This is a genomic window from Micromonospora sp. NPDC093277 (genome assembly GCF_044765245.1).
Classification (GTDB): Bacteria; Actinomycetota; Actinomycetes; order Mycobacteriales; family Micromonosporaceae; genus Micromonospora.
On the sequence record NZ_JBIWJO010000006.1, the window covers coordinates 242,389 to 262,172 of the forward strand.

Annotated in this window: 21 protein-coding genes; 11 read left to right on the forward strand and 10 right to left on the reverse strand. The window is 71.8% G+C overall.

The features are described 5' to 3' along the window. Positions 1-170: 170 nt before the first annotated feature. Positions 171-1,523 (forward strand): polysaccharide lyase family 1 protein, encoded by a 1,353-nt coding sequence (locus ACIRG9_RS15605; protein ID WP_402855526.1) that lies wholly within the window; start codon positions 171-173, stop codon positions 1,521-1,523. Positions 1,524-1,623: 100 nt separating this feature from the next. Further along, complete coding sequence (locus ACIRG9_RS15610) at positions 1,624-3,243, forward strand: family 16 glycoside hydrolase (protein WP_402855529.1); 1,620 nt, start codon at positions 1,624-1,626, stop codon at positions 3,241-3,243. Positions 3,244-3,374: 131 nt separating this feature from the next. Here the strand turns inward: ACIRG9_RS15610 and ACIRG9_RS15615 are convergent, their stop codons facing one another. Next, positions 3,375-3,998, reverse strand: coding sequence for a DedA family protein (locus ACIRG9_RS15615; protein ID WP_402855531.1), 624 nt, complete (start codon positions 3,996-3,998; stop codon positions 3,375-3,377). A gap of 147 nt (positions 3,999-4,145) precedes the next feature. On the opposite strand from ACIRG9_RS15615, the gene ACIRG9_RS15620 reads away from it, so the two are divergent. Further along, positions 4,146-4,910 carry a phosphohydrolase gene (locus ACIRG9_RS15620; RefSeq protein ID WP_402855534.1) on the forward strand — a complete coding sequence of 255 codons (765 nt, stop codon included), beginning with the start codon at positions 4,146-4,148 and terminating at the stop codon, positions 4,908-4,910. 10 nt (positions 4,911-4,920) lie between these two features. Here the strand turns inward: ACIRG9_RS15620 and ACIRG9_RS15625 are convergent, their stop codons facing one another. The 3 genes from ACIRG9_RS15625 to ACIRG9_RS15635 form a co-directional block, all read right to left on the reverse strand. After that, on the reverse strand, positions 4,921-5,388 hold the full coding sequence (locus tag ACIRG9_RS15625) for a barstar family protein (protein WP_402855537.1): 468 nt from the start codon (positions 5,386-5,388) through the stop codon (positions 4,921-4,923). Between the two features lie 72 nt (positions 5,389-5,460). Next, positions 5,461-5,832, reverse strand: coding sequence for a ribonuclease domain-containing protein (locus ACIRG9_RS15630; RefSeq protein WP_402856078.1), 372 nt, complete (start codon positions 5,830-5,832; stop codon positions 5,461-5,463). 261 nt (positions 5,833-6,093) lie between these two features. Beyond that, entirely contained in the window at positions 6,094-7,341 is a 1,248-nt protein-coding gene (locus ACIRG9_RS15635) for a cellulose-binding domain-containing protein (RefSeq protein ID WP_402855540.1), read from the reverse strand. Between the two features lie 307 nt (positions 7,342-7,648). On the opposite strand from ACIRG9_RS15635, the gene ACIRG9_RS15640 reads away from it, so the two are divergent. Next, positions 7,649-8,521: a class I SAM-dependent methyltransferase gene (locus ACIRG9_RS15640; protein ID WP_402855543.1), complete on the forward strand. Its 873-nt coding sequence runs from the start codon at positions 7,649-7,651 to the stop codon at positions 8,519-8,521. A 105-nt stretch (positions 8,522-8,626) separates the two neighbouring features. Here ACIRG9_RS15640 and ACIRG9_RS15645 read toward each other — a convergent pair whose 3' ends face one another. Beyond that, entirely contained in the window at positions 8,627-9,586 is a 960-nt protein-coding gene (locus ACIRG9_RS15645) for a helix-turn-helix transcriptional regulator (RefSeq protein ID WP_402855546.1), read from the reverse strand. Between the two features lie 110 nt (positions 9,587-9,696). On the opposite strand from ACIRG9_RS15645, the gene ACIRG9_RS15650 reads away from it, so the two are divergent. Continuing rightward, complete coding sequence (locus ACIRG9_RS15650; protein WP_402855549.1) at positions 9,697-10,146, forward strand: VOC family protein; 450 nt, start codon at positions 9,697-9,699, stop codon at positions 10,144-10,146. A gap of 52 nt (positions 10,147-10,198) precedes the next feature. Here ACIRG9_RS15650 and ACIRG9_RS15655 read toward each other — a convergent pair whose 3' ends face one another. Then, positions 10,199-10,993, reverse strand: coding sequence for a hypothetical protein (locus ACIRG9_RS15655; RefSeq protein WP_402855552.1), 795 nt, complete (start codon positions 10,991-10,993; stop codon positions 10,199-10,201). Between the two features lie 234 nt (positions 10,994-11,227). Here ACIRG9_RS15655 and ACIRG9_RS15660 point away from each other — a divergent pair, with 234 nt between their 5' ends. Together ACIRG9_RS15660 and ACIRG9_RS15665 are read left to right on the forward strand one after the other, a co-directional pair. After that, positions 11,228-11,638, forward strand: coding sequence for a hypothetical protein (locus tag ACIRG9_RS15660; RefSeq protein WP_402855555.1), 411 nt, complete (start codon positions 11,228-11,230; stop codon positions 11,636-11,638). A 191-nt stretch (positions 11,639-11,829) separates the two neighbouring features. Next, positions 11,830-13,116, forward strand: a complete 1,287-nt coding sequence (locus ACIRG9_RS15665) for an ArsB/NhaD family transporter (protein WP_402855558.1) — start codon at positions 11,830-11,832, stop codon at positions 13,114-13,116. Between the two features lie 205 nt (positions 13,117-13,321). Here the strand turns inward: ACIRG9_RS15665 and ACIRG9_RS15670 are convergent, their stop codons facing one another. Next, positions 13,322-13,978 carry a DUF4291 domain-containing protein gene (locus ACIRG9_RS15670; RefSeq protein WP_402855561.1) on the reverse strand — a complete coding sequence of 219 codons (657 nt, stop codon included), beginning with the start codon at positions 13,976-13,978 and terminating at the stop codon, positions 13,322-13,324. 76 nt (positions 13,979-14,054) lie between these two features. Further along, positions 14,055-14,846 (reverse strand): methyltransferase domain-containing protein, encoded by a 792-nt coding sequence (locus tag ACIRG9_RS15675; RefSeq protein WP_402855564.1) that lies wholly within the window; start codon positions 14,844-14,846, stop codon positions 14,055-14,057. A 167-nt stretch (positions 14,847-15,013) separates the two neighbouring features. On the opposite strand from ACIRG9_RS15675, the gene ACIRG9_RS15680 reads away from it, so the two are divergent. The 3 genes from ACIRG9_RS15680 to ACIRG9_RS15690 are packed head-to-tail and all read left to right on the forward strand — an operon-like array spanning position 15,014 to position 16,081. Next, positions 15,014-15,376, forward strand: a complete 363-nt coding sequence (locus ACIRG9_RS15680; protein ID WP_402855567.1) for a DUF2089 domain-containing protein — start codon at positions 15,014-15,016, stop codon at positions 15,374-15,376. Then, on the forward strand, positions 15,373-15,633 hold the full coding sequence (locus tag ACIRG9_RS15685) for a hypothetical protein (RefSeq protein WP_402855569.1): 261 nt from the start codon (positions 15,373-15,375) through the stop codon (positions 15,631-15,633). The genes ACIRG9_RS15680 and ACIRG9_RS15685 overlap by 4 nt, the downstream gene beginning before the upstream one ends. Positions 15,634-15,646: 13 nt before the next feature. After that, entirely contained in the window at positions 15,647-16,081 is a 435-nt protein-coding gene (locus ACIRG9_RS15690) for an SHOCT-like domain-containing protein (protein ID WP_402855572.1), read from the forward strand. 35 nt (positions 16,082-16,116) lie between these two features. Here ACIRG9_RS15690 and ACIRG9_RS15695 read toward each other — a convergent pair whose 3' ends face one another. Both ACIRG9_RS15695 and ACIRG9_RS15700 read right to left on the reverse strand, forming a co-directional pair. Next, positions 16,117-17,568 (reverse strand): ATP-binding protein, encoded by a 1,452-nt coding sequence (locus tag ACIRG9_RS15695; RefSeq protein WP_402855575.1) that lies wholly within the window; start codon positions 17,566-17,568, stop codon positions 16,117-16,119. Between the two features lies 1 nt (position 17,569). After that, a complete protein-coding gene (locus tag ACIRG9_RS15700) occupies positions 17,570-18,304 on the reverse strand; it encodes a response regulator transcription factor (RefSeq protein ID WP_402855578.1) in 735 nt (244 codons plus the stop codon). A 197-nt stretch (positions 18,305-18,501) separates the two neighbouring features. On the opposite strand from ACIRG9_RS15700, the gene ACIRG9_RS15705 reads away from it, so the two are divergent. Beyond that, positions 18,502-19,710 carry a low temperature requirement protein A gene (locus ACIRG9_RS15705; RefSeq protein ID WP_402855581.1) on the forward strand — a complete coding sequence of 403 codons (1,209 nt, stop codon included), beginning with the start codon at positions 18,502-18,504 and terminating at the stop codon, positions 19,708-19,710. Positions 19,711-19,784: the final 74 nt, after the last annotated feature.

Genomic DNA, 19,784 nt, shown 5'->3' on the forward strand with positions numbered 1-19,784 from the left:
CGGGGCGATCCGGACAGACGACCGCCATTCCCGCCGCGTACCGCCGGGGCGACGCCGCACGCACGGGAAAACTGCAACAAACCTGCACATCATACGCATTGACTGTTGTAAATATATAACTCTACCGTCGCAGCTATCGGCCATCGAAAGCTGACAGGACGGAACGAGTCATGCGAACAACAGCAGTCGGCGCCGCGCTCCTCGCCGCCACGCTCGCGATCACCGCCGCCGCCACACCCGCGCCGGCCGCCCCGGCCGGACCGGCACTGTCCTGGGCCGCCCGGCAGCTCGGCCGCCAGGCGTTGCCGGCGAACGACGGATGGGCCGCCGAGGGCCCCGGCACCACCGGCGGCGCGGCCGCCGCCCCCGACCGGATCCACGTCGTGCGCACCCGCGCCGAACTGGTCGCGGCGCTCGGCGGCGACAACGCCCGCAACGCCACCGACGCCACCCCAAAGATCGTCTACGTCGACGGTCTCATCGACGGCTTCGAACGCCCCGACGGCACCCTGCTCGACTGCGCCGGTCTGGCCGACCCCGGCTACTCGCTCGACGCCTACCTCGCCGCGTACGACCCGGGTGTGTGGGGACGGGTGGATCCGAGCGGCCCGCTGGAGGAGGCCCGGGCCCGGTCGGTGGCCAACCAGACCCGGCAGACCCAGATCAACGTCGGCTCGAACACCACGATCATCGGGCTGGGTGGCGCCCGGCTCACCGGGCTGACCCTGATGGTCGACCGGGTCAGCAACGTGATCGTCCGCAACCTCGCCTTCGACGACGCCCGGGACTGCTTCCCGGCCTGGTCCCCCACCGACGGCGACACCGGGAACTGGAACTCCCAGTACGACAACCTCTCGGTCCGCCGCAGCGAGCACGTCTGGGTCGACCACAACACCTTCACCGACGGCGACAACCCCGACAGCGGCCAGCCCAGCTACTTCGGCCGCCCCTACCAGGTGCACGACGGGTCGCTGGACGTCACCCACACCGCCAGCCTGGTCACCGCCGCCTGGAACCGGTTCGCCGGCCGGGACAAACTCATGCTGATCGGCTCGTCCAACACCGTCGGGCCAGATGTCGACCGGCTCAAGGTCACCGTGCACCACAACCTCTTCGACGGGGACCTGCAACGGCTGCCCCGGGTCCGGTTCGGCCAGGTCGACGTTTACAACAACCACTACCGCCTCCGCGGCCCCGGCTTCGAGTACGCCCTCGGCGTCGGCGTCCAGTCCGCGATCTTCGCGGAGAACAACTTCTTCACCCTGGCCGACGACATCGACCCGGCCGACCTGATCCGGGACTGGGGCGGCACGGCGCTGACCGAGCGGGGCAGCTGGCTGCGCCGCGGCAACGGCCCGGTGCGGCCGGTCGACCTGCTCGGGGCGTACAACGCGGCACACGACCCGGACCTCGGCGGCGACGCCGGCTGGACGCCCACCCTGCGCGCCGCACCCGTCCTGCCGGCACCCCTGGTACCGCCCGCCGTCGACATCCTCGCCGGCGCCGGCCGGCTACTCCGCTGACCCCCGGGCCCGCGCCCGTCGCGCGTGGTGCCCCGGGTCACGGCGGCCGCCCCACGGCCGCCCGTCCCCCACCACACCCACCACCACAGGAGGAAGCACCGTGCGACTCCGACACCACCACCGGGCGGCGCTGGCCACAGCCGGCGCCGGCCTCACCGCCCTGCTGCTCGCCGTCACGATGACCGGCAACGCCGCGGCGGCCACCCTGTTCGGCGACAACTTCGACGACGGCAACGCCGACGGCTGGTCCAAGTCCGGCGGGGACTGGTCGGTGGTCACCGACGGCACCCCGGCGTACCAGCAGAGCAACAACACCAGCGAGCTGGCCCGCGCCTTCGCCGGCCAGACCAGCTGGACCGACTACCAGGTCCAGGCCCGGGTCAAGCCGCTGTCGTTCAACGGCAGCAACCGGCTGGTCGGGCTGGCGTCCCGGTCCACCAGCGCCACGAAGATGTACCGGCTGGCGCTGACCAACGCCAACCGGGCCGAACTCCAGATGGTCAACGGCAGCCAGCTCACCGTGCTCGGCTCCGCCACGCTGACCGTGTCCACCGGCACCTGGTACACGCTGCGGATCGAGGCCAGCGGCAGCACGATCAAGGGCTTCGTCAACGGCACCCAGGTCGCCTCCGGCACCGACACCGCGTACTCCGCCGGCCGGATCGTGCTGGTCACCGCGTACGCCGGCGCGGTCTTCGACGACGTCACGGTGGACGGCGTCGGCGGCACCCCGACCACGCCGCCGACCTCCTCGTCACCGACCGCCTCCCCGACCAGGTCGCCCACGCCACCGCCGACCTCCGCCCCGCCGCCCGCCACCGGGCTGGTCGGCTGGGCCACCCAGAACGGCGGCACCACCGGCGGGGCCGGCGGCGGCACGGTCACGGTGACCGACGCGACGGCCCTGGCCAACGCGGTCAACGGCGACACGGCGACCACCGTGCGGGTCAGCGGGAACTTCAACTGCTCGACCGAGATCCGGGTCGGCTCGAACAAGACGGTCATCGGGGTCGGCGCCGGCTCCGGGCTGACCGGCTGCGGGCTCAACCTGCGTGACGCGCGCAACATCATCGTCCGCAACCTGAACATCGCCAAGGTGCCGGCGAGCGTCGGCAACGGCGACGCCGTCCACCTCGACAACTCCACCAACATCTGGATCGACCACAACGACCTGTCCAGCGACACCAGCCACGGCACCGACTACTACGACGGCCTGCTGGACGTCACCCACGGGTCGAACTTCGTCACCGCCTCCTGGAACCGGCTGCACGACCACGTGAAGTGCTCCCTGGTCGGGCACAGCGACAGCAACTCCGGCGAGGACACCGGCAAGCTGAAGGTGACCTACCACCACAACGTGTTCAGCAACTGCTTCCAGCGCAACCCGCGGGTCCGGTTCGGCAACCCCGTGCACGTGTTCAACAACTACTACGTGAACACCGCCAACCCGTCGTACAGCTACGGCGTCGCCACCACCTGCAACGCCGGGGTGCTGGTCGAGGGGAACTACTTCGAGAACATGACCGACCCCACCCACGTCGGCGAGGGCTCCTCGCCCGTCGGCAACCTGGTCCAGCGCAACAACGTGTTCGTCAACTCCGGCACGCCGCAGACCGCCGGCAGCGTCGCGGCCATCCCCTACGCGTACACCCTGGACGCCGCGAGCACGGTGAAGTCCGCGGTGACCGCCGGGGCCGGCACCGGGAAGATCAGCGGCTGACCCACCGTCCGCGACCGGGCCGGCGTCCCCTCGGGGCGCCGGCCCGGCCCGGGTACGTCCCGCTGGCGGCGCCTGGCCCTGGCGACCGGCGACCTGGGCAGGCGGTCGCCCTCGGGCGGTGCCGGGCCGAGTCAGGACAACCCGGCGGACGCCTTCCGCGCGCGGCGGGCCCGGATCAGCCGGACCAGTATCAGCAGCACCACCAGGGCCAGCAGCGCCTCGCCGCCCCAACCGAGCCGCCGCTCCAGCAGCCGGTACGACGCCCCGAACACGTAGCCCAGCACGGCCACCGTCACCGCCCAGAGCGCGCCGCCGGTGACGTTCGCGACGGTGAAGGCGCGGCGCGACATGCCACTCATCCCGGCCAGTCCGGGCACCAGCGCACGCAGCGCCGCCACCCAGCGGCCGAGCACCACCGCGAAGGAGCCCCGGCGACGGATCAGCGCAAGCCCTCGGCGTACGTCGTCGGGTCGGACGAGCCGGTGGGGCGCCCGGTCGAGCAGCCGGTGACCGTACCGGCGGCCGACGAGGTAGCCGGCCTGGTCGCCGAGGGCCGCGCCGGCGATCGCGGCCACCATCACGGCCCACAGCGGCAGCCGCCCCTCGTGGGCGAGCACGCCACCGACCAGCACCGCCACCTCCCCCGGCACGACCAGCCCGAGGAAGGTCGACGCCTCCAGCGCCGGGAACAGGAAGACCAGGGACAGGACCAGGGCCGGCGGCAACGTCACCAGCAGGTTCAGCACCCGGTCCATCCGCCGATTGTCACCCGGCGGGCCGGCGCTCCGCCGGTACTGGCGCGGGTTGCGGCCGTACGCCTGTTCGCGCGCCTCGGCGGCGACGGCCGTCGGATGACCGACGGCGGGTCCCGCCGGCCGGCGAAGATCAGTTATAAGGAACGCATGGAGTTCCCCGCCTACCTGGCCACCATGCCGATGCACGCGATCACCGAGATCCACGGTGAACCGGGACTGCTGGCACGGTTCCGACTGGAGATCCGGGCGTTCGACGCCGCCGCGCGGGAACGACTCACCGCGGCCCTCGACCTCGCCGCCGAGCTGCACCGCGACGACCGGCGGGTCCGCGAGCCGTACCTCAACCACCTGCTGCGGGTGGCGATCCGCATGATGCACCACTATCAGGTGCGGGACGTGGACGTGATCGTGGCGGGCCTCTTGCACGACGCGGCGGAGGACCATCCGGTGGAGCTGGCCGACCTGGGACAGCGCCAGCTCGGTGCGCCTGACCCCGCGCAGCCGCCCGGAGCCGGCGGCGACGATCCGACGGCCGCGGCGTTGGCCGTGCTGGCCGACCGGTTCGGCCCGCGGGTGGCCCGGCTGGTCGGCGCGGTCACCAACCCGGCGTACGACCCGGGACGCGACCGGCACGTCCAGTACCGGGAGCACGTCGCGGCGAGCCTCGACCGGGAGCCGTGGGCCCGGGTGATCAAGATGTCGGACTTCACCGACAACGGGGTGGGTGTGATCCACACGGTCGGGCCGAAGGTGGCCCGGTCGGCCGCCAAGTACCGGCCGCTGGTGCCGGTCTTCCGGGACCTCATCGCCCGGCCGGACACGCCGCTGTCCGCACCGGTGAAGCAACACATCTTCGCCCAGCTCGATCTGGCCGAGGAGCGGTTCAGCGCGATCCTCGACCGGCCGAACTGAGCGGGCGGGGTCACCGTCGGGTTGGTCCGTCGGTGCGCCTGTCGTCCGGTGGGACGGCCGGAGCGCCGGGCGGGACGGCGGCACCGGCGAGAGCCGACGCGATCCGCTGCCGCACGGCGGGCAGCCGTTGCGCCCGGTCCCGCAGCACCAGCCGCAGCGGCTGGTGCCCACCGGCGGCGACCCCGCCCAGCACGTCGAGGAAGGTGCCGAGCTGCGCGGGCGGCTCGTCGGCCAGAAGTTCCGCCGCGTCGCTGACGACCAGGGCCAGTGGGCCGGCGTCGAGCCGGTCGGCCAGCACGTCGGCGAGCGCGTCCCAGTTGCGCCCGAACCAGTCGGGCAGGGCGAGGGCCGTGGCCAGCGCGTCGAAGAGACCGGCGCGGGTGCGGGCCGCCGTCCCGGCGAGGACGACCTCGCCCGGGTCGGCCGGCGCTCCGGTGTCGAACGCGAGCCAGGACGGCGGGTGCGGCTGGGCTGCCATCCGTCCCTCCCCCCTCCAGTACGCCTCGGGCGGGTCGGGCCGTCGGGCGGCCCGACCCACATGGTGTCACGGTCAGATCCGGTAGAAGTTCACGTAGTGGTCGGGCGAGAACCAGGTGACCCCGGTGCTCTTGTTGACCACGATCCGGTACGCGTCACGGGCGGCGCCGTTGGCGCGCGGGTAGACGTCGTACTCGTAGTAGGTGGCGTTGGCGGGGAGCTGACCCTCACGGTTGAAGAACTGGCCGCCGGCGTAGTTGTACTGCCCGCCGCTCCAGGAGTACCAGCCGCGGCTGGTCGGGAAGCCCTTACCGGACCAGCCGGAGCGCGCGGTGCGGGCGTCCGCGCAGCGGGTCATCGTGCAGGAGCTGTAGACGGCGGCGTGGGCCGGGTCGGCAAGCTTGGTGGAGACCACCGACGGGCCGACGAGCCCGGTGGCGACCATGGCCGTGAGTAGCGCGAACGCGCCGAGAACGCGGCGTACGCGGGTGGCGGGACGCGGGGTCGCGAGCGTGGTCAAGGGGATCCTCCCTGTCCTGAGGCGACAATATATCGATCGGCGTCGTTTCCGATCGCGCCCCAGTCTGGCGGTGATCCGCTACGCCGTACAGGCCCCGGACGGAAACCGGGCCGCAATCCCCGATGAACGGTTGATGATCGGCCACGGGCCGGGCCACCCGAACACGGATCGCCCGGCCCGGGCCGATCAGCAGCCGATCTTGTTGGCGCTGAGCGCCACGTCGTCGAACCAGAGCGTGTCAGCCGCCCCGCCGTAGCTCTCCCAGCCGAGCTTGAGGTCGGTGAGCCGGGGCCGCCAGGTGCGGTTGTACCACTGCCCGTCGATGTCGTGGGTGGGTACGCCGTCGGCGGTGAGGCCGGCGACCGCGGCTCCGTCCAACCAGGTACGCAACTGTCCGGTGTTCCCGTCCACCATGAACTCCACACACGACCAGCGTCCGGTGGGCAGCGGCACGCTCAGCGCCACCCCGGCCGGGCTCTGCTCGGGCAGGGTGGCGTCGTCAGAGGCCCGGTTCCACTGCAGAGCACCGTTCTGGCCGCCCATTCGAAGGTCCCGGTTGCCGTCCGCGGTGTCGGTCATGGCGAGCAGGGTCACGTGGTCGGCCGGGAGCGCGGTGGTGTGCCGCACCCAGACCCGCCCGTAGCGCAGCGTGCCGAGCGAGCTGAGGTCACGGTTGGACCGGACGAAGACGTGGTTGCAGTAGCCACCCGCGCCGTTGATCCGGATCGACCGGCTGCCGGCGTGGACCGTGCTGGTGTCCACGACGGCCGAACCGGTCCCGGAGCAGTCCGGCTGGGCCACGCTCCAGTCACCCGCCGGGGTGGACCCGGTCTGGTTCTCGAAGCCGTCGCAGAGCACCCCGCTGCCACAGCCCGGCGGCGGCGGGGTCGGGGTGGGCGAGGGCGGCCTGGTCGTCGGCGGGGCGGAAGGGCTCGGCGAGGTCGTCGGCGGGGTGGAAGCGCTCGGCGAGGTCGTCGGCGGCGGGCTGTTCGTCGGCGGAGCGGTGGTCGGGACCGGCGCGCCGTTGCAGGCCACGCCGTTGAGCGCGAAGCCGGTCGGGGCCTGGCCGGTCGTGCTGGCCGTGCCCTGGACGCCGAACTCGGTGCTGCCGCCAGCCGGCACGCTGCCGTTCCAGTCCGCGTTGCGGGCGGTGACGGTCTTGCCGGACTGGCTGACCACGGCATTCCAGCCGCTGGTGATCCGCTGGTCACCGGGGTACGTCCAGGTGACCGTCCAGCCGTTGACCGGGGTGTCGCCGGGGGCGACGCGGACCGTGGCGGTGAAGCCGCCGGACCACTCGTTCGGCAGGTAGTCGATCCGGCACCCCTGGGCGGCGGTGGCGGATCCGGCGGCCAGCGGGATGACGACGGCGGCGGCGACCAGGGTGGCCGCGGCCGCGATGAGCGGGGTGAAACGGGTGCGGGAGATCCTCATCGGGGTCCTCTCGGGCGGACCACCGGCCGGTGACCGGCGGTACGGAGCTGTGAAGACCTCGCGTGCCGACGCGACGATGCGTACGGGAAATGCCCGGCTCGGGCGTGACATGCAGCCGCCCTGGGGCGGCGCCCGCCGGTCAATGTAATGAGTTTTGTCGATTCATAGCAAGGGGTACGGATGCGGTGCCCGCCCCGACGGCGAGCAGGTCCGCCCCACACCGGGCGGGCGGTCGAAGCGCCACCGCGATCTCGGGCCGTGACATTTGTCAGCGCTCCCCGAGCCCACGCGAGGCTAGCCTGGGGCGATGTCCACGACGCTGCGGGCGAGCCGTACGGCGATTCTGGTCTGCCAGGGCCGCGCCGCCGCGGACGGCTTGATCGCTTCCGGCCGGTTCGCCGACCCGACGGCCGCGCGCCTCCTGCGTCCCGGCGAGCGGGAGGCCGTCGAACGGGTACGCGAGGGTGCCGCACCCCAGGAGTGGCGGCAGCGAGTCGACTACGAGTCGGTCCGGGCCGCCGCCGAACTGATGGCACCCCGGACGGTCGCCATCGACGACGCCATCCGCGCCGATCCCAGCCCTCAGCTGGTGGTGCTCGGCGCCGGACTGGACGGCCGCGCGTGGCGGATACCGGAACTCGCCGGTGTGGCGGTCTTCGAAGTCGACCAGCCCGCCTCGCAGCAGGACAAGCGCGACCGCGCCGCGGACCTGTCCGGCACCCCGCCGACGTACGTTCCGGTGGACTTCGGCCGGGACCGGCTGGACCAGGCGCTCGCGGCCGCCGGCCACCGGGTCGACCAGGCCACGACCTGGGTCTGGGAGGGCGTCGTCCCATATCTGACCAGGGCGGAGGTCGCCGCCACCGTCAGCACGGTCGCCGCCTGTTCGGCGCCGGACAGCCGGTTGATCGTCAACTTCCAGCTGCCCTCCACGGTCGCGACGTTCGGCCGCCTCGCGGCCCGGGCCCTGGCCGCGTCCACCCGCCGCCGCAGCGTCTGGGCGGACGAGCCGTGGCGCTCGACCTGGACACCCGCCGCGATGGCGAGCCTGCTCGGACGGCACGGCTACACCGTCACGCGCGACGATGACCTGTTCCAGGTGGCGAAGGCGCTGGCGACCCCGACCCGCCACCACAGGTCGCTCGGCAAGAGCCGGGTGATGGTCGCCGACCGGCGCTGACACCCGGCGTACGCCCGACCCGCCTGGCGCGATGTCGCGAGGGCCGGCCGGGTTACCAGCCGGCCGGCCGGACGGGCCGGAGCCGCAGCTTGTCGCGGACGTTCGTCAGCCGGTGCCGGCCATCGCCGCGAGGCGGCGGGCGAGCCGGGCGGCGGCCTCCCGCAGTTCCGGAGGCTCCAGCACCTCCGCGTCGAAGCCCAGCCGGGCCACCTGCGCGGCGAGCCAGTCCAGGTTCTCCCCGCCGACGACGAGCACGCACCACCCGTCGCCATCGTCCTCGACCCGCCCCACCTGGGGCGGCACCCACTCCCGCACCTGGTCGGGCGTGGCGTGCAACCGCACCCGGGCGAGATACCGGTACGGCGCCTCGGCCACGGACCGCTGCACGTAGGCGACCGGGTCCGGATGCTCCCTCGCCCGGAAGCGCCAGGTCGTCGCCACCACCTCGCGCATCCGGTCCAGCCGGAAGGTGCGCCAGTCGTCGCGGTCGACGTCCCGGGCCATCAGGTACCAGCGGCGGCCGGTGGTCACCATCCGCACCGGCTCGACGGTGCGCTCGCGTTCCTCACCGTCGCGACCGGCGTACCGGAACCGCACCCGCACGGCGTCGCGACAGGCTCGCGCGAGCGTGACCAGCAGTTCCGCGTCGATCTCGATCCCGGGACCGACCAGTGTCTCGGTGGCGCCGTGCACCGCGCGCACCTCGGCACGCAGCCGGGACGGCATCACCTGGTCGAGCTTCGCGAGCGCCCGCAGCGCCGCCTCGCCCGCCCCGGCGACCGTGCCGCCCGACGCCAGCCGCAGGGAAACCGCCGCCGCGACCGCCTCCTCGTCGTCCAGCAGCAGCGGCGGCAGCCGGGTGCCCGCGCCGAGCCGGTAGCCACCGCCGACGCCCGCCGTCGCGTACACGGGGTAGCCGAGCGCGCGCAGCCGCTCCACGTCACGGCGCACCGAACGGTCGGTGACTCCCAACTCGGCGGCGAGTTCGGCGGCGGTCCAGGACGCCCGCCGCTGCAGCAGCGCCAGCATCCGCAGCACCCGCTCGGTCGTCGCCTCGACGGTCACCCACTCATCGTTCCACAGATCACGGAACGATCCTGTCCGCTATATCCGGGAGGCTGGAAGCACGACCTGCCGGCGACCGACGCCGGCCGCGCGGATCTTGGAGAGCTCTCATGGCACTCGGTTGGAAACTGGTTATCGATTCGGGCGACCCGCACCGCCAAGCCGCGTTCTGGGCGGAGGCGTTGGGGTATCAGATCGAGGACAACGGCAAGCTGATCGAGCGACTGCTGGCCGCCGGGACGGTCGAGGAGAGTCTGTGCGTCGAGTTCCGGGGCCGACTGTTCTGGCGGGACGCCGCCGCCGTCCGGCACCCCGACGACCCGTTCGACCCGGTCAGCGGCACCGGCCTGGGCCGACGCCTGCTGTTCAACCGCGTACCGGAGCCGAAGGCGGGGAAGAACCGATTCCACGTTGACATCCATGCCGATCGAGGTCAGCGGGAGGCGACGGTGGCCCGACTGCGGGAGCACGGCGCGACGCTGGTCCGGCACGTGAAGGAGCCCGGGGGCGAGTGGACCGTGCTCACCGACCCCGAGGGCAACGAGTTCTGCGTCGCCTGAGCCAGGACGGCGCGTTCCGCGTGGAGCGAGGCGGACGGCAAGAATCCGACGGTCAGGCCTCGCCGAGATCGGTGCAGTGTGCGATCGTCGCGTCGTCCGCCACCACCGCGTGGCGCGCCTCCGCCTGCCGGACCCGACGGATGACCTCGGCGGGTCCGCCCGACGCAAGGACGGCCATGACCTCCGGCCAGTCGGCGAGCCGGAACCGGTCCACGATGCGACTGGCTCCGTTGCTGAGCAGGACGGCACCGGTCACTTCGGAGGTCGGGCAGCTTCCGGTGATCGCCTCGTCCGCCGCCCGCGGGTCGTCCTTGGCCACCCAGAAGCCGCCCGGCTGATTCCGGTTGGCGCGCAGGTCTCGCAGGACTCGGTGGTACTCGTCGCTGCCCTTCGTGGTCGCTCCGAGCGCGGACTCGTACGCCCGGCTGATCATCACCTCGCGGGGATCGGAGACGACGAGCGGCGCAGCGGCTGCTCTGTCGAGTACGAGGAACGAGTCGCCGAGCACCAGGTGCTCGATGCGGCCGTCGGACAGCCGCAGGATGGCCACGGTCGCCGACGGACTGATGGGGTTGGTGACGTCGCAGGTGTCCCGGTGATCGTCGGTCACCTGCTCGATGGCCTCGGCGAGCAGCGCCGGAAGCCCGCCGTCCCGCCCGAGTGACAGGAGGCCGAGGAGGCTGCCGCCCAGGCGGGCGGCGTACCAGGCCACGCCGTGCCGGCAGACCGATCCGGTGCCGGGGATGCCGGCGCCGTCGACCAGCACCGCCGCCGTCGGTACGGCACCGGTGAAGTCCTCGTTCGCGCGGCCGATCCGTGCCGCCACGCTCGCGGTCGCCACCCGCATGTCCTGCCGCCGCCCTCCGGCCGGGTAGAGCGTCGACCCTACAACCACCCGACAGGCTCGGCGCGCACGATCCGCCGCCGGCGATGCACCTGTCGGGCAGCGGTCCACCCACCGCACGAGGGCCCGTCACCTCTGCGCGGCCGGCGGAATCTCAAGGGGCGATGGCCGCACTCGGTAGACTTTCGTGCCCAAGCCGTTACCCGCGCCAGGATGCGACCGTTGGGAGGTGCCGCGATGAGGGTCCGCCAGGAGAGCGACCGTCACCGGTCCGCGGCATGGGCCCTGGCGATCGCGCTGGCCGTGGTCACCGGCGTCGGGATGCTGCTGATCGGAATGAGCGCCGCGCCGGAGCTGAGGCCGGGCGACGCGTTCCAGGTGAAGCCGCGTTCCGCGCCGGGCGCCACCGCCACCGGCGTCACCTTCTCCGCGGGCACCGCCGCCTGGACGCCGTCGGGCACCTGCGACCCGCCGTACGGCGACAGCGGTGACGGCGGCGGTGGACCTCTGGCGGTGTTGCCGCCCCGGGCCCACCTCGACCCGATCGGCTACCTCGTCGTCCTCCCCGCCACGGGGACCGCCGCGGTGTCCTCGCGCGCCCCGGTCACCCTCGCGTGCCGGGGTCCACCCGCCTCCGTGACGCGCTAACGCTCGACGTCACCCATTCACCGCCGCCCGCTGGCCGGCGGCGCGTCACTGTCTTCGGAGGCTGTTTTGTACCGCCCGTTCGCGGTACGGGTCACGCTGCCCGTACCGCCATCAGCGCATTGCTGGACACCGAATCCCCATCCGCACGCGACCTGCCACACCATGGCCGACGGACCGCCAGGGGGCCGCCCATGAGCGCCGTCGCCGCCATCGTCATCTTCGCGGTGGCGTTCTTCTTCATCGCCACCGAGAAGGTCCACCGGGTCGCGGTGGTGCTGGCCGCCGCCGGGTTGATGGCACTGCTACGCCTGGTCCCCGGCAAAGACGTCTTCTTCTCCGAACACGCCGGCATCGACTGGAACGTCATCTTCCTGCTGCTCGGCATGATGATCATCGTCGGGATCGTCAAGCGGACCGGCCTGTTCGAGTTCCTGGCGATCTGGGCCGCGAAGAAGGCCCGGGGCCGGCCGTACCGGCTGATGGTGATGCTCATGCTCATCACGGCGGTGGCGTCGCCGTTCCTGGACAACGTCACCACCATCATGCTCGTGGCGCCGGTGACCCTGCTGGTCTGCGACAAGCTGGGCGTCTCCGCCGTCCCCTACCTGATCGCGGAGGCACTCGCGTCGAACATCGGCGGCGCCGCCACGCTGATCGGCGATCCGCCGAACATCATCATCGCCAGCCGAGCCGGTCTCACCTTCAACGACTTCCTGGTGCACATGGCGCCGGTGGTCACCGTGGCGTTCGTCGTGTTCGTGGTGATGTGTCGGTGGCTGTTCCGGCGCTCCTTCGAGTACCACCCGGAGCGGGTCGCCGAGGTGATCGCCCTCGACGAGCGCGAGGCCATCACCGACCGCCGGCTGCTGGTGCGCTGCCTGGCCGTCCTCGGCCTGGTCATCGCCGCCTTCTCACTGCACACCGTCCTGCACCTCGAACCGGCCATCGTGGCCCTGCTCGGCGCCGGCGTGATGGTGCTGGTCACCCGCGCCACCCCGGAGCAGTTCCTGCCCGAGGTGGAGTGGTCCACGCTGGTGTTCTTCATGGGGCTGTTCATCATGGTCGGCGGGCTGGTCGAGACCGGGGTGATCAACACCGTCGGTCACTGGGTGGTGGGCGCCGTCGGCGACGACTACTTCGCGGCCGCGTCCTCGCTGCTGTTCGGTTCGGCCGTCCTCGGGGCGTTCCTGGACAACATCCCGTACGTCGCCACCACCGCGCCGATCGTCGAGGACATCGTGGCGGAGAGCGGCGACCCCGCCGCCATGCAGCCGCTGTGGTGGGCCTTCGCCCTCGGCGCCGACTTCGGCGGCAACGGCACCGCGGTGGCGGCGAGCGCCAACGTGGTGGTGCTCGGGGTGGCCGCCCGCGCCGGCCAGCCGATCGGCTTCTGGCAGTTCACGAGGTACGGCATCGTCACCACCGCCGTCACCACCATCGTGGCCTGGGCCTACGTCTGGCTGCGCTATTTCGCCTGAGTTCGTCGGGGCCTCCGGCCTCGTCACCCGGCGGCGCCGGGTGACGCGAACCGGTTGGCCGCGCTGGTTCTGAGCGTGCCGGACGGCGGCCGGTTCGCCCTGCCCTGCCGCAGCCACCACCCGTGGCTGTAACGGCGGACAACGGACCAACGCTGACCTACGAGGGGACGGCCGGGGACGCACGGCCAACCCTCGCCGGACGGGACTAGGGACCCACCCTCCCCCTCGTCCCGTCCGGCTCCGGCGCTTCGCCGGTGGTGACGTCCGGGCTGGCGTTGAGGCCGGCGGCGGTCCGATCCGGCAGCGGGTAGACCTGCTCGACAGGCAGTCGAGCTGCCGCCGCCTGTTTGTCGCCGCCGCGCAGGAGCTCTCGGACCTGCAGCACCGTCGGGGTGATGTCGGTGATGGCAACGACCCAGTCGTCGACGTACCGGTCGACAGCCTCGCGGGACAGCCCGACCTGCAGTGACCGGTACGGCAACGCCGTCAGATGCAGGGACCGTTCGGGATCCCACTGCACTCGAACCGGGCTGGTCTTCAGTTGCCGTGACCAGGTCGCCTGGTCGCCGTGCAGGTCCCTGTCGTAGTGGCTCAGGCAGGCCCGCGCCAGCGCCCACTCAAATCCTTCCCGCGTGATGTCGATGGACAGCACGCGCTCCTGCCCTGGCTTGGTGGCCCAACCGCAGCGGTACATCATCCAGAGGAAAGACGGTTTGATCCACGTCATCCGGTCCCGCTTGAAGGGGGTCACGAAACGGCCGGCCGCCACCGCCGGCAGCGCGATCTGCGGAGGATACGCCTGGTACACGGTGATGGTGTCGGCCGAGTAGCGGGCGCGGATCTGACGGACGGGAACAGGCACACCCTGATCCTTACCGACCGGGACTCGACCGCTCCACCGAGATTCCGGAATCCGATCTTGCGGGCCTCCGGACGGTTCAGGCAGGTCTCCGGCCCCATGCCGAGATCATCGGCGAGGTGGCGAGGTCGAGATGCCCTGCCGCGATGTTGCCGAGGTGCTGGTCGATCTCTTCGTCGGTGGCCAGGCCGGCGACGGTCAGCCGGTGGCGGATCTGCCGCACCGTGGCCTCTTCCAGCAGGGCACAGGAGGCGCCGGTGATCGGGAAGAAGGCGTCGGCCTCGACGTCGGCCAGTCCCGCGTCGCGTAGCAACCGAGGCAGCGTGCGCCCGTAGGACAGGTCGACACCACGCTGGGCCATCAGCGTACGGAAGTCGCGCTTGAGCTTGTTGGCCAGCCGCTGGGCCGGGCCTGACTCGTCCGGGCAGACCAGCGGCTGCATCATCGGGTCCGCCTCCTCCAGCAGCAACCAGCCGCCGGGCCGGAGCGCCGAGGCCATGGCGGCGAGCGCCGCGGCCCGCTGGGGAACGTGTACGAGGACCAGGCGCGCGTGCACCAGGTCGAAACCCTTTCCCGGCGGTGGATCTACGCCGATGTCGTGGCGGCGGACCTCGTAGCCCGCGTCGGCGGTCATCCACGAGACGTCGATGTCGGTGGCGAGCACGTGCCCGGTCGGCCCGACCCGCTCGGCGAGCCAGGACGGTGTGCTCGTGCCTCCCGCGCCGACCTCCCAGCAACTCCAGCCTTCGGTGATGCCGAGCGCGTCGATGTGCCGAAACGTGGCGGGGTTGAACAGCGCAGCCAGGGCGTCGAAGCGTTCGCCCGCCTCCGCCTGCTGGTTGTCGAGCAGATAACCGCCGTCGTCAGCCACGATCGCATCATCTCAGCCGCCGATGCCCACGGCCAGGCCAGCCGTGACCTTTGACTGAACGAATCAACTCAGCGAATCAAGAAAATCAAGGCCTTGGGCTTGCCTGCTCAAGAAAATCAAGGTACAACTTAAACATCGAAGCCGAATGTGGGTGATCGGAGCACCGGATGGACTGGCAGGAGTTGACCAACCTCACGGGCGGCCAGCCGTTCGTGGTCGAGCGGGTGCGCCTGACCGCTCGGGGCGTCGCCATCGAGGGCGAGTTCGAGCCCCCGCAACTCGCCCAACTGGGCGTCGAGGACCAGGTGTTCGTCACCGCGTTCGTCCGCTGCCACGGCTCGATCAAGGAGATGGAGCGGATCTTCGGGGTGAGCTATCCGACGATCAAGTCCCGGCTCAACCGGATCGCGCAGGGGCTCGACTTCGTCGACACCGATCCGGCTCCGTCGCGGGCCGACGTCATCGACCGACTGCAGCGGGGCGAGATCAGCGCGCAGGAGGCGTTGCGGGAGTTGGAGGGACCGAGATGATGCCGCAGCTGGTGAGCGTACGGGTCAGTAACGGACGAGGTCGGCGGGTACGGCTCTGGATCCCGATCCTCCCGGTGCTGCTGATCCTGTCGCCGGTGCTGTTGCTCGCGCTGGTGGCGGCGGCGGTCGCCTGCCTGATCTGGCGGGTCAACCTGGTCCGAGCGCTCGGCGCCGGCTGGGGGCTGCTGTGCGCACTGCGCGGCACCCGGATCGAGATCGAGCAGAGCCGCACAGCCGTGCTGGTCAACATCAGGTAGGAATGGAGCCATCATGAGTGAGCAGCGCAGGCAGATCCTGCAGATGCTGGCCGACGGAAAGATCACCGCGGATGAGGCCGAGCGGTTGATCACAGCTCTGGAGCGGAACCAGCCCGACCCGTCGTCGCCCGACGCCGAGCCGCAGCAGAAGCCTCGGCCGAAATACCTACGGGTCGTGGTGGACTCGGCGGACAACTTCGGCGGCGACGGACCCGGCCGGGTCAACGTGCGGGTGCCGCTGCAACTGCTGCGGGCCGGGGTGCGGCTGGCCAGCCTGATCCCACCGCAGGCGCTCAGCCAGGCCAACGACGAGTTGACGAAGTCGGGTGTGCCGATCGACCTCACGCAGTTGAAACCGCAGCACATCGAGGAGCTGATCGAACATCTCGACGAGATGACCGTCGACGTCGACCAGCCCGACGCGAAGGTACAGGTGTTCTGCGAGTGAGTACCGGGCGGGGACGAGCTCCCGCTCCGTTGACCTCAGTGAGGCGCGGCGGGCAGGAGCACGGTCACGGTCGTGCCGTGCGGCGGGTGTTCGCACGGCACGTCGTACCGGGGGTTGACGCGCTGGTGGGCACCGGCGGAGCAGAGGCGTAGTTCCCCGTGGTGGGCACGGACGATGGCGTCGACGATCGACAGGCCGAGGCCGGCGCCGGGCGAGGTGCGGGCCGGATCGGCGCGGCGGAAGCGTTCGGTGGCGTGTGGCAGGAACGCCGGGTCGATTCCGGGGCCGTCGTCGTGCACGGTGATCCGGACCAGGCTGCCGACACCGCTGGCAGCGACGGTGATCGGGGGTGCGCCGTAGCGGGTGGCGTTGTCGAGCAGGTTGGTCAGAGCCCGGCCGAGACGGTTGGCGTCCCCGCGCACGGTCAGGCCCGGCTCGGCTCGGCTGTGTAGGGCGGCGGGGTCGGCGCCGGTGCGGGTCCGGTAGCGGTCGACCGTGGCCGTGAGCAGGTCGGTGACGTCGACCGTGGGGGCTGTTTCGTCCTGGTCGGGCTGGGTGCCGATGGTGAGCAGGGCATCGGCGAGGGCGATGAGATCGGCGGTGTCGGCAGCGGCGTCACGCAGGGTCTGTTCCAACTCGACGGTGGTGCGAGGGCGGCGCAGGGCCAGTTCCAGTTCGGTGGCGAGCAGGGTCAACGGGGTACGGAGTTCGTGGCTGGCGTCGTTGATGAACTGCCGTTCCCGATCCAGTGCCGCCTCCAGCGCGCTGAGCATGTCGTTGAGCGTGCGACCGAGGCGGGCGACCTCGTCGCCGGTGGCGGGGACCGCGAGGCGTACCCGGGTGGCGCCGGCGGCGATCCGGGCGGCTTCGCTCCGGTAGCGCTCGACCGGGGCGAGCGCGGCGCGGGCGAGGCGGTAGCCGACCAGGGAGGCGATGGCGAGGGCGGCGAGGTTGGCCAGGGCGAGTTGGCCGATGAGTTCCCGCAGGGCCTCGTCGCGTTGGTCGCGGCGGATTGCCGCGACGGTGACCGCGGGCTGGCCCGCCGCCGGGGCGGTACCGGGCCGGACGGGGGCCGCGTACAGGCGCAGGGGGCGCGGGCTGATGGGCAACAGGGTGCCCCGGTCGGCCCGGACCGGCTGGCGCAGGGCGCGGTCGAGTTGTTCGGGGGTGAGCAGGGAGCCGGCGGGTAGCCCGGGGCTGGCGGCGAGGACGTGGTTGGCGGCGTCGAGGAGTTGCCAGTACTCCCCCGGACCGGTCCGAGCGGCGGCGGCCAGTGGCGTGCCGGCGCGCGCGGCGGTGGTCAGCTGCGCCGACTGGGTGGCCAGGTCCTGGTCGAGACGCAGGTCAAGGGCATACCGGACGCGCAGGTAGACGAAGGCCCCCGCGCCGGCGAGGACCACCAGCATCGCGGCGGCGAAGCCGGCGACCAGCCGGCCCCGCAGCGGCAGCCGGCCCCACCCGGAACCCCGTCGGCGACGTCGCGGCATGTCAGCCACCGTCGGGGCGGAGCCGGTAGCCGACGCCGCGCAGGGTTTCGATGGCATGCCGGCCGAACGGTTTGTCGACCTTGGCGCGGAGGGTGGCGATGTGGACGTCGATGACGTTGGATCGGAGGTCGGTCTCGCCGTCCCACACCTCGTCGAGGATCTGGTAGCGGGTCAGGCACTCCCCCGCCCGGGCCATCAGCAGCGTGAGGATGTCGAACTCCCGCGCGGAGAGGTCGATCTCCGCCTCGCCGCGGAACACCCGCCGTCGGGGCGGGTCGAGCAGCAGGTCGCCGGCGCGGACCTCGGACGGCTGTGGGAGGGCGGAGCGGCGGTACAGGGCGCGTAGCCGGGCCAGGAGTTCGTCGAAGGAGAACGGTTTGGCCAGGTAGTCGTCGGCGCCGGCGTCCAGGCCGGCGACCCGGTCGGGAACCTCCCCGCGGGTGGTCAGCATCAGCACGGGTACGTGGTTGCCGTGCTGGCGCAGGGTGCGGCAGACCTGTGTGCCGTCGAGGCCGGGCAGCATGATGTCGAGCGCCACCGCGTCGTACCTGCCGGTGGCCGCGGCGAGCAGTCCTTCGGAGCCGGTGTGCCGGATGTCGACGTCGTGTCCGGCTTCGCGCAGCCCCTGGGCGAGCATGCCGGCCAGCCGCCGCTCGTCCTCCACGACCAGAATCCGCACCCGCGCCCCCGTCCCGTCCTCGGCCGGCAGTGGAACACACCGGCCGCTGATCTTCATCTGCCCTTCATGTCCGGCTGCCTCCTGTCGGCGTCTTGATCCCGACAGCGAAGGAAACAGCATGAACACCCGGCTCTTCCTGGAGATCAACGAGCTGGCCCCGGGCGACGCCATGGTTGCACGCCCCGTTGGGCCACGGCCCGGCTCTGACTTCGACTTCGAGGTTTTCGTCGTCCACGCCTGGGTTTACCCGGGTGGTGACGAGGAACGTTGCCCGCTGGGACCGGGGCTCCCTGCTCCGCAAGGGCGCGGCGGAGCAGGCGACGTTCGTCGAACTCTTCTTCGACCTGGCCATGGTGTTCATCCTCAGCCGGCTGGTCGCACAGGCGTTCGACGTGCTGGCCGAGGGGTCCGGCGCTTCGGGCTGGGTGCTGCTGGGGCAGAGCCTGCTGCTGTTCCTGCCACTGATGCGGGTCTGGACGTTGACCGCGTACATCACCGCCCGGTTCGATCCGCGACGGCCCGCGGTGCAGGGGTGCGTCATCGGCAGCGTGTTCGGTGTGCTGGTCTTCGGCGTCAGCGTGTCGTGGGCCTTCGACGGGCGTGCCGTGGCCTTCGCGGGCACCTACATCGTCATGCAGGCCGGCCGAACCCTGGCGACCGGCCTCCTCGCCGCGGTGCCCGCGGTGCGTACCGCTTATCTGCGGGCCTTCTGCTGGTACTCGGTCGTTTCCGTCCCGTGGCTGGTCGGCGCGTTCCTGCCCGGGCCCGTCCGCGCGGCGCTGTGGGCCTCGGCGCTCCTGGCCGAGTTCGGCGCGAACGCCGGTGGCTGGCCGGTGCCCCGGCTCGGCGCCGGCTTCGAGAACCTGTGGGCGACGGCCGCCCGATACCTCGCCGAACGCTACCAACAACTGCTGATGATCTCTTTCGGTGAACCGCTGCTCTCCGTGGGCGTCACCTTCACCCAGGTACCGGCCAGCCCGTACCGGATCACCGCACTGACCCTGGCGTTCCTGACCACCGTCCTGCTCTGGCGCCTGTACTTCCACGTCGCCGGTCAACTGGTCGACGACGCCGTCCTGGCCGCGTCGGACCCGGCCCGCGCCGGGCGCGTCGCCGGCGTCGCACACCTGATCATGATCTTCGGGATCATCACCACGAGTGTGGGACACGATCTGGTCGAGAAGCACCCCGCCGTGCACACCCCGCCCACCTGGTCGGCTGTCATCCTCGCCGGGCCCGCCGTCTTCCTCGTCGGCCGCTCCGTGCTGGAATACGTCGTCTACGCCCGGGTCTCGCTGCCCCGCCCGGCCGGCGTCGTCGCTCTCCTGGCCCTGATCGTCCCGCTGACCCTCACCCCACCGTTGGCGGTCTCCGGCGTCGCCGCCGTCGTCCTGCTCGTCATCGCCGCCGCCGACACCAGACGCTCGCACCGCCACCCCGGCGAACATCCCACCCCGCCCTGACAGTCGCCAGGACGGCGATCCGCCGGTCCACCCGAGGCTCGACTCGGCCAACCGATCCAGGCGGGTAGTGGGCC